The organism is Brevundimonas sp. EAKA (genome assembly GCF_000698025.1).
Classification (GTDB): Bacteria; Pseudomonadota; Alphaproteobacteria; order Caulobacterales; family Caulobacteraceae; genus Brevundimonas; species Brevundimonas mediterranea_A.
Window position 1 is genome coordinate 1 of sequence record NZ_JMQR01000089.1, and the last position, 13080, is coordinate 13080.

At 67.3% G+C, this 13080-nt stretch carries 12 protein-coding genes and 1 pseudogene; 10 read left to right on the plus strand and 3 right to left on the minus strand.

Going from position 1 to position 13080, the window contains the following annotated elements; all coding sequences use genetic code 11:
* Window positions 1-634: 634 nt before the first annotated feature.
* From ER13_RS12265 to ER13_RS12275, 3 genes and pseudogenes are all read left to right on the plus strand, one after another.
* Window positions 635-1981 (plus strand): annotated as a pseudogene (locus ER13_RS12265) (CpaF family protein); the annotation flags it as partial.
* Between the two features lie 4 nt (window positions 1982-1985).
* Complete coding sequence (locus ER13_RS12270; protein WP_035309633.1) at window positions 1986-2966, plus strand: type II secretion system F family protein; 981 nt, start codon at window positions 1986-1988, stop codon at window positions 2964-2966.
* A gap of 10 nt (window positions 2967-2976) precedes the next feature.
* On the plus strand, window positions 2977-3957 hold the full coding sequence (locus ER13_RS12275) for a type II secretion system F family protein (RefSeq protein WP_008262351.1): 981 nt from the start codon (window positions 2977-2979) through the stop codon (window positions 3955-3957).
* Between the two features lie 12 nt (window positions 3958-3969).
* Here ER13_RS12275 and ER13_RS12280 read toward each other — a convergent pair whose 3' ends face one another.
* Entirely contained in the window at window positions 3970-4401 is a 432-nt protein-coding gene (locus ER13_RS12280; protein WP_008261741.1) for an SRPBCC domain-containing protein, read from the minus strand.
* Window positions 4402-4442: 41 nt separating this feature from the next.
* Window positions 4443-4793 carry a hypothetical protein gene (locus tag ER13_RS12285; protein ID WP_035309635.1) on the minus strand — a complete coding sequence of 117 codons (351 nt, stop codon included), beginning with the start codon at window positions 4791-4793 and terminating at the stop codon, window positions 4443-4445.
* Window positions 4794-4880: 87 nt separating this feature from the next.
* Here ER13_RS12285 and ER13_RS12290 point away from each other — a divergent pair, with 87 nt between their 5' ends.
* The 5 genes from ER13_RS12290 to ER13_RS12310 all read left to right on the plus strand — a co-directional run bounded on the left by ER13_RS12290 (window position 4881) and on the right by ER13_RS12310 (window position 10000).
* Window positions 4881-6185 carry an amidohydrolase gene (locus ER13_RS12290; RefSeq protein WP_035309637.1) on the plus strand — a complete coding sequence of 435 codons (1305 nt, stop codon included), beginning with the start codon at window positions 4881-4883 and terminating at the stop codon, window positions 6183-6185.
* Window positions 6186-6294: 109 nt separating this feature from the next.
* Window positions 6295-6804 (plus strand): hypothetical protein, encoded by a 510-nt coding sequence (locus ER13_RS12295; protein WP_008261859.1) that lies wholly within the window; start codon window positions 6295-6297, stop codon window positions 6802-6804.
* A 16-nt stretch (window positions 6805-6820) separates the two neighbouring features.
* The gene (locus ER13_RS12300) at window positions 6821-7513 is read left to right on the plus strand and encodes a PspA/IM30 family protein (protein ID WP_008260647.1); all 693 of its coding nucleotides are present in this window, start codon (window positions 6821-6823) and stop codon (window positions 7511-7513) included.
* Window positions 7514-7521: 8 nt separating this feature from the next.
* Complete coding sequence (locus tag ER13_RS12305) at window positions 7522-8157, plus strand: YqiJ family protein (protein ID WP_035309639.1); 636 nt, start codon at window positions 7522-7524, stop codon at window positions 8155-8157.
* A 28-nt stretch (window positions 8158-8185) separates the two neighbouring features.
* Window positions 8186-10000, plus strand: coding sequence for a flotillin family protein (locus ER13_RS12310; RefSeq protein WP_008262613.1), 1815 nt, complete (start codon window positions 8186-8188; stop codon window positions 9998-10000).
* 74 nt (window positions 10001-10074) lie between these two features.
* Here the strand turns inward: ER13_RS12310 and dapE are convergent, their stop codons facing one another.
* Window positions 10075-11262 (minus strand): succinyl-diaminopimelate desuccinylase, encoded by a 1188-nt coding sequence (gene dapE, locus ER13_RS12315; RefSeq protein ID WP_035309641.1) that lies wholly within the window; start codon window positions 11260-11262, stop codon window positions 10075-10077.
* Window positions 11263-11304: 42 nt separating this feature from the next.
* Between dapE and ER13_RS12320 the strand changes: the two genes are divergently transcribed.
* Together ER13_RS12320 and ER13_RS12325 are read left to right on the plus strand one after the other, a co-directional pair.
* Window positions 11305-11781 carry a cupin domain-containing protein gene (locus tag ER13_RS12320; RefSeq protein WP_008261778.1) on the plus strand — a complete coding sequence of 159 codons (477 nt, stop codon included), beginning with the start codon at window positions 11305-11307 and terminating at the stop codon, window positions 11779-11781.
* Window positions 11778-13031 carry an MFS transporter gene (locus ER13_RS12325; RefSeq protein WP_008263010.1) on the plus strand — a complete coding sequence of 418 codons (1254 nt, stop codon included), beginning with the start codon at window positions 11778-11780 and terminating at the stop codon, window positions 13029-13031. Before ER13_RS12320 ends, ER13_RS12325 begins: the two co-directional genes overlap by 4 nt.
* The last annotated feature ends 49 nt before the right edge of the window (window positions 13032-13080 follow it).

A 13080-nucleotide genomic window follows, 5' to 3' on the forward strand; every position in this document is an offset into this window, starting at 1 on the left:
TGTTTTTTTTTTTCCAACGGGGAAGGCGATTCCCGGGCGGGTCGGGAGTTTCGTGGGCTGGGAGATTTGTATAGGAGACGGGCCCCGTTCTGATTTTGGGGGGTGTGTGGGGCGTCCCCCGCCGTTGTGATTGAGGCAGGTCGGTGAAGCGTCGCCGGGCCGTTCCCACCCGGTCTCGCCTCCGGCTCGACCCCCCTCCCCGGAACGGGGAGGGAGAGGAATTAGGAGCGCTGGCGGGTTTGAACTGACATATCGATTTGTGCGATTTCAGGCGCTTAACCCCGAATATCGCCGACTTTCCAGCCTGAGCATCTCCATGGCCCATACTGGCGGCATGGAAAGACGCAAATACAAGATTCAACCCGCCGAAGTCTGGGACAAGGTGCGCCAGGACTATCTGGCCGGACTGGGCGCCGAAGAGGTCGCGGCCAAATATGACGTGACCGCCCACGCCCTGCGCGCCCGCGCCACGCGCGACGGCTGGTCCCGCTATCTGCACGCTCCGGCCGAGCCGGTCGATCCGCCGCCCCCGCCGCCGACCCTGTTCGACGTATCATCCGACGATGCGGCCGGCGGGGACCCGGCCGGCCTGGCCGAGGCCGCCGCCCCCGCCGCGCCGGGCGGCAAGCCCGCGCCCGGTCCCAAGGCCACGGCCGGGTTCGAACAACTGAAGAAGGCCCAGGCGGTCGCCGAGATCGTCCGGGAACAGAGCGACTATTATCACGCCACGAAGACCACCATCTTCAATGCGTTGATGAACACCATCGACCTGGCCCAGCTGGCCCAGCTGGACACCAAGGCGGCGTCGGAAGAGATCCGCGACATCGTCGCCGAACTGGTGGCGATCAAGAACGTCTCCATGTCGGTCGCCGAGCAGGAGCATCTGGTCCAGGACATCGTCAACGACGTCCTGGGCTACGGCCCGCTGGAGCCGCTGCTGGCCCGCGACGACATCGCCGACATCATGGTCAACGGCGCCGGCCGGGTTTTCATCGAGGTCGGGGGCAAGGTCCAGCTGACCAATGTGCGCTTCCGCGACAACGCCCAGCTGATGAACATCTGCCAGCGGATCGTGTCCCAGGTCGGCCGCCGCGTGGACGAGTCGAGCCCGATCTGCGACGCCCGCCTGCCGGACGGTTCGCGCGTCAACGTCATCGCCCCGCCGCCGGCGCTGGACGGGCCGACGCTGACGATCCGGAAGTTCAAGAAGGACAAGCTGACGATGAAGAATCTGGTGGAGTACGCCTCCATCAGTCCCGAGGGCGCACGCGTCCTGGGCGTCATCGGCGCCTCGCGATGCAATCTGGTGATTTCGGGCGGCACGGGCTCGGGCAAGACGACCTTGCTGAACACCCTGACGGCCTTCATCGACCCCACCGAACGGGTCATCACCTGCGAGGACGCGGCCGAACTGCAGCTGCAGCAGCCGCATGTGGTGCGTCTGGAGACGCGCCCGCCGAACCTCGAAGGCCAGGGCATGATCACCATGCGCGACCTGGTGAAGAACTGCCTGCGGATGCGTCCCGAACGGATCATCGTCGGCGAGGTGCGCGGACCCGAGGCCTTCGACCTGCTCCAGGCCATGAACACCGGCCACGACGGCTCCATGGGCACGCTGCACGCCAACTCCCCGCGCGAGGCCATCAGCCGGATGGAATCGATGATCACCATGGGCGGCTACGGCCTGCCGTCCAGGACCATCCGCGAGATGATCGTCGGCTCGGTCGACGTCATCATCCAGGCGGCGCGTCTGCGCGACGGCTCGCGCCGCATCACCCACATCACCGAGGTCGTCGGCCTGGAAGGCGATGTGATCGTCACCCAGGACCTGTTCGTCTACGACATCACCGGCGAGGACGAGAACGGCAAGATCATCGGCCGTCACCGGTCGACCGGCATCGCCCGTCCCCGCTTCTGGGACCGCGCCCGCTATTACGGCCTGGAGCGCGAACTGGCGGACGCCCTGGACGCGGCGGAGTAGGGACATGTTGCCGATCCTCGCCGCCGTTCTGGCCTTCATCACCATCGGCGGCCTGGGCTGGGTCTTCGTCGGCGGCGACGATTCGTCCGGCCAGGCGGTCAAACGGGCGCAGAACCTGGGCGAGGGAAAGCGCAACGCCGCCAAGGCGCGCAAGGCTGCGGCCGCCGCCAATACGCCCGAGGCGCGCCGCAAGCAGATCATGGTCCAGCTCCAGGAAGCCGAGCGCCGCGAGCGCAAGGCGCGCGCCAATATGGCGGCCAAGCTGAAACAGGCCGGACTGACGATCAGCGTCCGCACCTTCTACATCGTCAGCGGCGGGGTGGGCCTGATCGCCGCCGTCGGCGCCCTGGCCTTCGGCCTGCATGTCCTGATCGTTCTCGGCCTCGCGATCGTCGTCGGCCTGGGCCTGCCGCGCTGGATCGTCGGCTTCCTGGCCAAGGCGCGGATGAAGAAATTCTCGCTGGAGTTTCCCAATGCGGTGGACGTCATCGTTCGCGGCATCAAGTCGGGCCTGCCGGTCCACGAATGTTTCAAGATCATCGCCCGCGAAAGCCCCGCTCCCCTCGGCCCGGCGTTCAAGAAGCTCGTGGAGGCCCTGGGCGTCGGCATGACCCTGGAACAGGCGCTGGACAAGATGTTCGAACAGATGCCGACCCCGGAACTGAGGTTCTTCACCATCGTCATCGCCATCCAGCAGAAGACGGGCGGCAATCTGGCCGAGGCGCTCAGCAATCTGTCGACCGTGTTGCGCGCGCGCCGGATGATGCGCGAGAAGGTCAAGGCCCTGTCTTCGGAAGCCCTGGCGTCCGCAGGCATCATCGCCTCCCTGCCGCCGGCCGTCATGACGATGGTGATGTTCACCAGCCCCGGCTACATGATGGCCCTGTTCACCGACATCCGCGGCAACGCGCTGCTGCTCCTGGCGGGCGCACTGATGGGGACGGGGATCTTCGTCATGAAGCGCATGATCTCGTTCAAGATCTGAGGTCGGGACCGTGGACGCCTTCATTCGCTTCATCACCGACCCGCAGAACCTGCTCAGCCTCGGCGTGGGCGTGCTCGTCTTCGCCACCGTCCTGACCCTGCTGTCGTCGATGACGGGCGGGGTGAAGCTGGACCAGCGGATGAAGGCGGTGTCGGAACGCCGCGACGAACTCAAGCGCCGCTCCCGGGCCGCCATCCACACGGGGCCGGGCGGATTGCGCCACACGGACGATGAGGGGTTCAAGAAGCGGGTCGTGGACCGGCTGAACCTGACCAAGCTGCTGGAGGATCCCAAGGTCGCCGACCAGATGGCCCAGGCCGGCTATCGCGGCCCGCGCCCCCTGACCACCTTCTACTTCTTCCGCTTCGCCTCGCCCTTCATCTTCCTGATGGTGGTCGCCTTCTACATGTTCGTGATCAAGGTCGTGGACTGGCCCACGATGCAGAAGATCACCGCCTGCGTGGCCGCCGCCGTCGCGGGCTTCTATGCGCCCAACCTGTTTCTGACCAATCGGATCACCAAGCGCCGCACCTCGATCATGCAGGCCTTCCCCGACGCCCTCGACCTGTTGCTGATCTGCGTCGAGGCAGGGATGTCGATCGAGGCGGCGATCGCCAAGGTCAGCCAGGAGATCGGCACATCGTCCATCGAACTGGCCGAGGAGCTGTCCCTGCTGTCCGCCGAACTCAGCTATCTGCCGGACCGGCGCATGGCTTACGAGAACCTCGGCAAGCGGACCAACCATCCCGGCGTCAAATCCGTCGCCGTCGCCATGACCCAGGCCGAGACCTACGGCACGCCCCTGTCCTCGGCCCTGCGGGTGATGGCCAAGGAAAACCGTGACCTGCGGCTGTCGGCGGCGGAGAAGAAGGCGGCCGCCCTGCCGGCTCAGCTGACCGTGCCGATGATCCTGTTCTTCCTGCCGGTCCTGTTCATCGTCATCCTGGGTCCGGCGATCCTGAACATCATGGACACGATGGCCAAGGGCTGATCCGGCGGCGTTTCAGGCCTCGGCTGCGGCCTTGAGATTGTCGACGATGGCCTGATGCGCGTCGCGCAGGGCGATCCGGTGCTTGTCGTGGAACAGCTCGCCCCTCAGGCCCGCGAACTTGTGCGCCGACGAGACGATGCAGCTGCCCTTTTCCAGCTCCTCGATGTCGATGTAGCGCAGGGTGCGGAACAGGAAGCCCCGGTTCTCGGTCCAGACCAGCCGCACATAGGGCCGCCAGTCGGCGATGCGGGCCACGACCGCGCGCTCCGGCTGACCGGGAAAGGCCTCGGTCAGGGTCAACTGGCCGCCGAAGGCGATGGCGCCCGAGACCTCGGTCTCGTGCGGATTCCATTCGTTCCAGCGCGACAGGTCGGAGACCAGCTCCCAGATCCGGTCGGAGGTCGCCCGCACGCCGGCGCGTTTCTCGATCTTGGTGTCGTCCATGCCGCCGATCTGGCACGACTGGGCGGCGGAAGAAAGACGTCTCAGTCGGGCGTGACCACCTTCAGCCGCCGCCCGTCGTCCAGCCCCAGCCGCGTCTTGACCTCGAACAGGTCGGCGCCGGCCGGGATGATCAGCAGTTTCTTGGGATGGGCGGCGTTGACCGCCACCACCCCGTCCTTGGGGCAGATGTCGAAACAGTCGGTCCCCGCCACGGTCAGTTCGCCCTTGCGCCCCTTCTTGCCCTTCTTCAGGTGCAGATATTTCCGCAGGGCCTTCTTCAGCGTCAGATCGCCGTCCGGCCCGAAGCCGCCGTCCAGCTTCTTGGAGCATTTGCGGCACACCAGCACGACGTCGCGCCACTCGGTCGTCGTGCTCTTGATCGGCTTGGCCATGATTCGAGTTTCGCCGAGCGATGGTCGTTGCACAAGCGGCCCCGGCGCCCTCATCCTGCGGCTTCTCCGATTTTACGGGATATCCACATGCGTCGCCTGTTCGCCGTCTCCACCCTGGCGCTGCTGCTCGCGGCCGGTTCCACCCAGGCCCAGGCCGTCGATGCGGCCAGCGTGGACGACGCCGTCCAGCGCGTGACGCCCCGGGTGGTCGACTGGCGCCGCGACTTCCACCAGCATCCCGAACTGGGCTTCGCCGAGACCCGCTCGGCCGCCGTCATCGCCGATCATCTCCGGTCCCTGGGGCTGGAGGTCCGCACCGGGGTCGGCAAGACCGGGGTGGTCGGCGTCCTGCACGGCGCCCGTCCCGGCCGGGTCGTGGCCCTGCGCGCCGACATGGACGCCCTGCCGGTGCAGGAGGCGACGGGCCTGGCCTTCGCCTCCACCGCCACCGGCACATACATGGGCAATACGGTTCCCGTGGCCCACGCCTGCGGCCACGACATGCACATGGCGATGTTGATGGGCGCGGCCGAAGTCCTGGCCGGAATGAAGGACCAGATCGCCGGCACGGTGGTCTTCGTCTTCCAGCCGGCGGAAGAAGGCGCCCCTCCCGGCGAGGCCAAGGGCGGCGCCGCCCTGATGATCGCCGAGGGCGCGCTGAACGATCCCAAGCCCGAGGCCATCTTCGGCCTGCACGTCGTGCCCGGCCGTCCGGGCAGCGTCTTCTACCGCCCCGAGGGCTTCATGGCCGCCTCCGACCGGGTCGATATCGTGCTGAGGGGCAAACAGACCCACGGCGCCTGGCCCTGGCGCGGCGTGGACGTGATCGCGGTGGCCGGTCAGGTGATCGAGACGGTCAACATCCTGACCGCCCGCACGGTCGATCCGACCACCACCCCGACGGTCTTCACCATCGCCACCGTGGACGCCGGCGTCCGCTATAATATCATCCCCGACAGCGCGACCCTGTCGGGCACCCTGCGCACCTTCGACGTCGCCCAGCGCGACGCCCTGGTCGCCCGCGCCGAGACCGCCATCGACCACGTCGCCGCCGCCTATGGCGCCACCGCCGAGTTCGGCGTCAGACAGAACGCCGCCCTGGTCTTCAACGACCCCGGCCTGTCCGCCTGGCTGGCCCCGGTCCTGACCGAGGCGGCCGGCGCTGGCAACGTCAACCCCGCCACGCCCCCGACCACGGTGGCCGAGGACTTCAGCTATTTCCAGCAGGCCATCCCCGGCGTCTTCTACCACCTGGGAGCCAGTCCCGACGGCGTGGACCCCGCCCAGTCCGCGCCGAACCATTCGCCGGAGTTCTCACCGAACGAGAAGGTCCTGCCGCTGGGGGTGAAGACGCACGTACTGACGGCGCTGCGGTTTTTGGAGCGCAGGTAAAGACTGGGTGCTGGCCGAGATGCCCTTGCAGAGACCAAATCTGGCGGCCCAAGCGTGACTGTTGAGTGAGAATGTTTACAAACGAAATACGATGTAATACAAACTTCGCATGGCTTCCCTGACCACCCCTCTCAGCGTCCGGCTTTCTGAGGACGACACCAGCTTTCTTTCGAAGCTGGAGATCGACGGCGCGGTGACGGCCAGCGACAAGATTCGCGGTCTGATCCGGCAGGCGCGACAAAGAGCCGAGCCGCTCGATTCCTTTCCCGCGGCCCTGGCGGTCAGTCACGATCACATGGCCGCGACGGTCCGTGCGGTCCGCATCATCGAGCAGGATTTGGACCGTCACTCAGACGTCGCGGCGGGGTTGGTGAACATCGCCGAGGAATTCCTCGCCCTGGCCCTGACCGCCCCGCGCCCCGGCTCAACGGGCGTTTCGGACGAGCTTGTCCGGCACGAGGCGCGTCTGGTGGACTGCGCGACCCGGATGACCGATCAGCTGTTGCGCTGGGCCCTGACGCCCACTGCTCCGGCCTATGACCCTGCCGTCATCTCTCGCCGACTCGCCGAGTCGGCCGAACTGATGCGGCTTGTTTCTGCGGCCCTGGCCGCGCGCTAACGGAAGGATCAAGAGCATGGCGGATACACTTAGCGCTCGCGTCGGCCGAATCGTCTCGGGCAGTGCGCACGCGCTGATCGATACGATCGAGGGCGCCATGCCGGACGCTATCGTCCAGCAGACCCTGCGTGAAATCGACAAGGCGGTGGACGATGTTCGCGCCGAACTAGGCCGCACCATCGCCGGCAAACATCTGGCCAACAAACGGCTGACTGAACAGAGCAGCCGTCACGAGGAGTTGGCGGGCCAGATCGAACTGGCGCTGCGTGAAAGCCGCGAGGACCTGGCCCGCGCGGCGGTCGAGCATCAACTCGACGTCGAAGCCCAGGTCCCCGTCCTGGAGGCCACGGTGGCTGACGCCGGCAAGCGCGAGATCGAGCTGGAAGGCTATGTCGCCGCCCTTCTCGCCAAGCGCCGAGAGATGGAGGAAGCCTTCCAGTCCATGCTTCTGGCCAGGGCGCGCGGCGCCGAGGACGCAGGTGCGGCCACGGGCGGGGTGGGCTCCGACGGCAAGCCCAGCGTGATCCGCCGCGTCGAGAACGCGACCGGCGCCTTCGACCGGCTGATGGCTCGCGAAGGGGCGCCGCCCCTGGGGGGCGTTGACCGCGAGCAGGGCGCCAAGCTGGCGGAACTGGACGGTCTGGCGCGCCGGAACCGCGTCGAGGAACGTCTGGCCGCCATCAAGGCGCGCACCGGCGACAAGGGCTGACGCCGCCGATGTGGGGGTTTCTTTTTTCGCCGGACAATGTGCCCTTTGTCGCGGCCCTCGTTCTGATGATGCTCATCGGCGTGGTCGAGGCCCTCGGTTTCGGCGGCGGCCTGGCGGCCGGCGATGGGCTCGACGGGGTGGACGCGGACGTCAATGTCGAGACCCCCTCGCTTCTGTCCTGGCTGAATGTCGGGCGGCTGCCGCTGCTGATGTTGATCGTCGTCTTCCTGTTCGCCTTTGGCATGACGGGGCTGATCGGCCAGAGGATCGTCGCCGCAATCGTCGGCCAACCCGCCCCTTGGTTTCTCGCGGCCCCGCTGGCCTTCGCGGTCGGCCTGCCGGTGACGCGAGTCTTCGGTCGCGGCGTCGCCAAGATCATGCCGCGTGACGAGACCTCGGCGGTTTCGCGCGACAGTCTCGTCGGGCGGGTGGCGGTCATTGTCACCGGCGAGTCGCGCCACGCCAGTGCGGCCCAGGCCCGGGTCCGCGACGAGCACGGCCAGGTCCACTACGTCATGGTCGAGCCCGACAACGCTACAGACGTCTTCGCCCAGGGTAGCAGCGTGCTGTTGGTCCGGCATGCGGGGGCCAAATACTTCGCCATTCACAACACCAGCGCGTCGCTGCTCGACGCGTCTGTCTGACGACTTTTCAAGTTTAGGGGCCCTTCAAATGAACTCGCTCATAGAGATCGCCATTCTGTCCGGTGCAGGGCTTGTCGCCCTGTTGATCCTGGGCCTGATCTTCGCTCGCCTGTACAAGCGTGCGTCCAAGGAGACAGCCTTCGTTCGCACCGGCTTCGGCGGCGAGAAGGTCGTCATGAACGGCGGCGCTCTGGTTTTGCCGGTCCTGCACGAGACCATTCAGGTCAATATGAACACCCTGCGTCTGGCGGTTCAGCGCAGCAATGAACAGGCGCTGATCACCAAGGACCGCATGCGTGTCGATGTGCTGGCCGAGTTCTATGTCCGGGTTCAACCCAGCGCCGACGCCATCGCCTCGGCCGCCCAGACCCTGGGCCTGCGGACGATGCACCCCGAACAATTGAAGGACCTGGTCGAGGGCAAGTTCGTCGACGCCCTACGCTCGGTCGCGGCCGAGCTGACGATGACGGAGCTGCACGAGCAGCGCACCCACTTCGTCCAGAAGGTGCAGCAGGTCTCGTCCGAGGACCTGCTGAAGAACGGCCTCGAGCTTGAGACTGTCTCGCTGACCGGCCTCGACCAGACCGCGATGGAGCATTTCAATCCATCCAACGCCTTCGACGCCGAGGGCCTGACGCGGCTGACCGAAGAGATCGAACTGCGCAAGAAGCTGCGCAACGATATCGAACAGGACACCCAGGTCCAGATCCGCACCAAGAACCTTGAGGCCCAGCGCCGTACGCTGGAGATCCAGCGCGACGAAGAATACGCTCAGCTGGAACAGGAGCGCGAGCTCGCCAACCGTCGGGCCGAGCAGGGCGCGGACGTGGCCCGCCAGGAGGCCGAGAAGGCGCGCGAGGCCGAGGCCGCCAAGATCACTTCCCAGCAGCAGATCGAGCAGGCGAGGATCGAGGCCGAGCGTCTCGTCGCCCAGCAACGCATCGCCATGGAACAGGAAGTGGCCGAGCGCGAAATCTCCAAGGCCCGCGCCGTCGAGACCCAGGACATCGAGAAGGCCAAGGCGATCGAACTGTCCGAGCAGGATCGCGACATCGCCGTCGCCGAGAAGTCCCGCGCCCAGTCCGAAGCCAAGGCCGAGGCCGACAAGGCGCTGGCGCTCGCCGTCCAGGCCGAAGAGCAGGTCAAGACGATGCGAGACCGTGAGGCCGCCGATCGTCAGAAGATCATCGAACTGATCGAGGCGACCAAGGAGGCCGAGCGCGAAGCCATCACCGTCCGCGTCGCCGCCGAGGCCGAGAAGATCGCCGCCGCCGACCAGGCCGAAGCCCTGCGTGAACAGGCGCGCGGTCAGGCCGACAAGACCACGATCGAGGCAGAGGCCCAGGCCAAGGCCGTGCGCGCGGCCGCCGAGGCGGCGCGGGTCCACTACGAGGTCGAGGCCGCCGGCCAGCAAGCCTTGAATACGGCGGCGAATCTGCTGTCTGCCGAACAGGTCGCGATGCAGATACGCATCAAGCTGATCGAGAACCTGGACCGTATCATCGCCGAGTCCGTCAAGCCGATGGAGAGCATCGACTCCATCAAGATCGTCCAGGTCGAAGGCCTGAACGGCGGCGGCGCTTCGGCCGGCGCGGGCGCCGGCGGCTCGCACGACGGCAACCTGTCGGAGCAGGTCGTCAGCAGCGCCCTGCGCTATCGCGCCCAGGCCCCGCTGGTCGATCAGCTAATGGCCGAGGTGGGCCTGTCTGGAGCTGATCTGAAGGGATTGACAGGCGCACTACGGACGCCGGAGGCTCCGGCGCCGCAAAGCGACACCCACGCAGACGAAGGCGCCCCCGCGCCGGCGAAGAAGAAGCGACCGGACGCCGCCCAGGCGGACTAGGTCTCGGCGGGACGAGCAGGCTTGGCCTGTTCGTCCCTTGGCTGTAGCAGGGGATTGAGTCTATTTCCCCAGCCTCACAGCCGTTCGAACACCGTCTCGATCACCCGCCGATAGACCGCCGTCAGGGTCTCCAGCTCCGCCGTCGGCACCCGTTCGTCGATCTGGTGCATGGTCTGGCCGACCAGGCCCAGCTCCAGCACCGGGCACAGGGCGCGGATGAAGCGGGCGTCGGAGGTGCCGCCGGTGGTCGAGGCTTCGGGGCGGTGCCCCAGCACGGCCTCGACCGCGTCCTGCACCGCCGCGACGAAGACGCCGGGTTCGGTCAGGAAGGCCTCGCCCGAACACAGGTGGTCCAGGCTGATCTGCAGCCCGGTCTCGGCCTGCATGGCCCCGGCCTCGCGGTTCAGCCAGTCGATCAGGCCGTCGCCGGTATGGCTGGGGTTGAAGCGGATGTTCAGCCGCGCCTTCGCCTCGGCCGGGATGATGTTGGTGGCCGGATTGCCGATGTCGATCGTAGTGATCTCCAGGTTCGACGGGGGGAAACCTTCGTATCCGTCGTCCAGCACATGGTCGTTCAGCCGGCTCATCAGCCGGGCGATGACCGGCGCCGGATTGGCCGCCCGTTCCGGATAGGCGACGTGGCCCTGTTTGCCCGTGACCGTGATCCAGGTGTTCAGCGAGCCGCGCCGCCCGACCTTGATCATGTCGCCCAGGTGCTGCGACGATGAGGGTTCGCCCACGATACAGGCGTCGATCACCTCGCCCTCGGCCGCCAGGGTCTCGACCACCCGTTTGGTGCCGTGCAGCGCCGGGCCTTCCTCGTCCCCGGTGATCAGGAAGGAGAGGGAGCCTGCCGGTTCGCCTTCCGCCAGCACCTGGGACACGGCGGCGACCCAGGCGGCGATCCCGCCCTTCATGTCCACCGCGCCCCGGCCGTACAGCAGGCCGTCCCTGACCTCGGCGTTGAAGGGCTGGGCCGACCACTGATCGGACGGCCCGGTCGGCACCACGTCCGTATGGCCGGCGAAGCACAGGTTGGGCGAGGCGGTTCCGCGCCGGGCATACAGGTTCTCGATCCGCGCATGCACCCCTTCGCCCCCCGGCCCTTCGAAGGCCAGGCGGCGGCAGTGGAAGCCCAGGGCCGTCAGATGGCGTTCCAGCACATCCATGGCCCCCTCGTCGGCGGGGGTGACGGACGGAATACGGATCAGATCGCGGGTCAGTTCGACAGGATCGATCACAGGAGTTGATGCGCGGCTCATGCGCCTATGCTTTACGGACATCGCGTCACGGCGAGAAGGCCCATGCCCAAGATCGACATCGACAGCGCGCCGAGAGGCGACGGCACGACCTATCCGGATGAGTTTGCAGGCCCCTGTCTGTCGCGTCGCCGCTGGAAGCTGGGCGATGCGGCGGGCCTGAGCCAGTTCGGCGTCAACCTGCTGCGCCTGCCCGACGGCGCCTGGTCCAGCCAGCGGCACTGGCACGAAGCCGAGGACGAGTTCGTCATGGTGGTGGAGGGCGAGGTGGTTTTGATCGAGGACGACGGCGAGACGGTGCTTCGCGCCGGCGACTGCGCCGGATTCAAGGCCGGCGTCCCCAACGGCCACCGGATCGAGAACCGATCCGGCCATGACGCGGTTTTGCTCGAGGTCGGCACGCGCAGCCCGACCGTCACCCCTTGCGACTACCCCGACATCGACATGGTCCTGCCTGCGGGCGCGGACCGCTATTTCCACCGCGACGGTTCGCCCTATCCGAAGTTCCCCAGACGCACGTGACCTCAGACTCCATTGACGCCGGCCCCGACAGCCCCTGGGGCATCCGCGATTTCCGCCTCCTGTGGTTCGGCCGCGTGGTCGCCGTGCTGGCGATCCAGATCCAGTCCTCGGCCCTGTTGTGGCAGGTCTATGAGATCGCCCGGCGCGACCATCCGATCGAGGAGGCCAGCCTGTATCTGGGCCTGGTCGGCCTGTGTCAGTTCCTGCCGCTGCTGGCCTTCACCCTGCCGGCGGGAGCCATGGCCGACCGCCGCGACAGGAAGCGCACCGTCTGGATCTCCATCCTGGTCGAGGCGGCCTGCGCCGGGTCGTTCCTGGCCATGGCGCTTCACGGAAACCCGCCCCTGTGGGGTCTGCTGGCGGTGGCGGCCCTGTTCGGCGCGGCGCGGGCCTTCCTGGCGCCGGCCAGCCAGGCCTTCCTGCCGATGGTGGTGGGGCGTAAGGCCCTGCCGCCCGCCATCGCGGCCCAGTCCATCGCCTTCCAGACCGGGGCCATCGCCGGTCCGGCCCTGGGCGGGGTGATCGTGGGCGTCAATGTGCCCCTGGCCTATGCCGTGTCCCTGGGCATGTTCCTGCTGGCGGTGGCGGCCTTCATCCTGATCCGCACCAGCGGCAAGCCCGCGCCCCAGGCCAATCCCCTGTCGCCGATCGACTCGGTCAAGGAGGGGCTGGCCTATGTGTGGAAGACCAAGATCGTCCTGGGCGCCATCTCCCTGGACCTGGTCGTGGTCCTGCTGGCGGGCGTCGCGCTTCTGACGCCGATCTTCGCCCGCGACATCCTTCATGTCGGTCCGCAAGGCTTCGGCCTGCTACGCGCGGCCTTCGGGGTGGGGGCCATGGGCATGGCCATCTATCTGAGCCGCTTCCCGATCCGGCGGAACGGCGGGCGCTGGATGTTCTCGGCCGTGGCGGTGTTCGGCATCTGCACCCTGACCTTCGGCCTGTCCAGGATCGTCTGGCTGTCCGGCCTGGCCCTGCTGATCGGCGGGGCGGCGGACATGATCAGCGTCAACGTCCGCCAGACCCTGATCCAGCTGGCCACGCCCGATCATATGCGCGGTCGGGTCTCGTCCGTGTCGATGCTGTTCATCGGCGCCTCGAACGAACTGGGCGAGGCCTATTCCGGCGTCATGGTCCGCATCCTGGGCGCGGTCGGGGCGGCGGTGTTCGGCGGCGTCGGAGCGCTGGCGGCGACGGGGGCGTGGTCGGCGATGTTCCCGGGGCTGAGGAAGGCGAACAAGCTGACGTGAGGTCTCCGTTTCTCCCTCCCCCTGCGGGGGAGGGGCGTCGCGTAGTGAC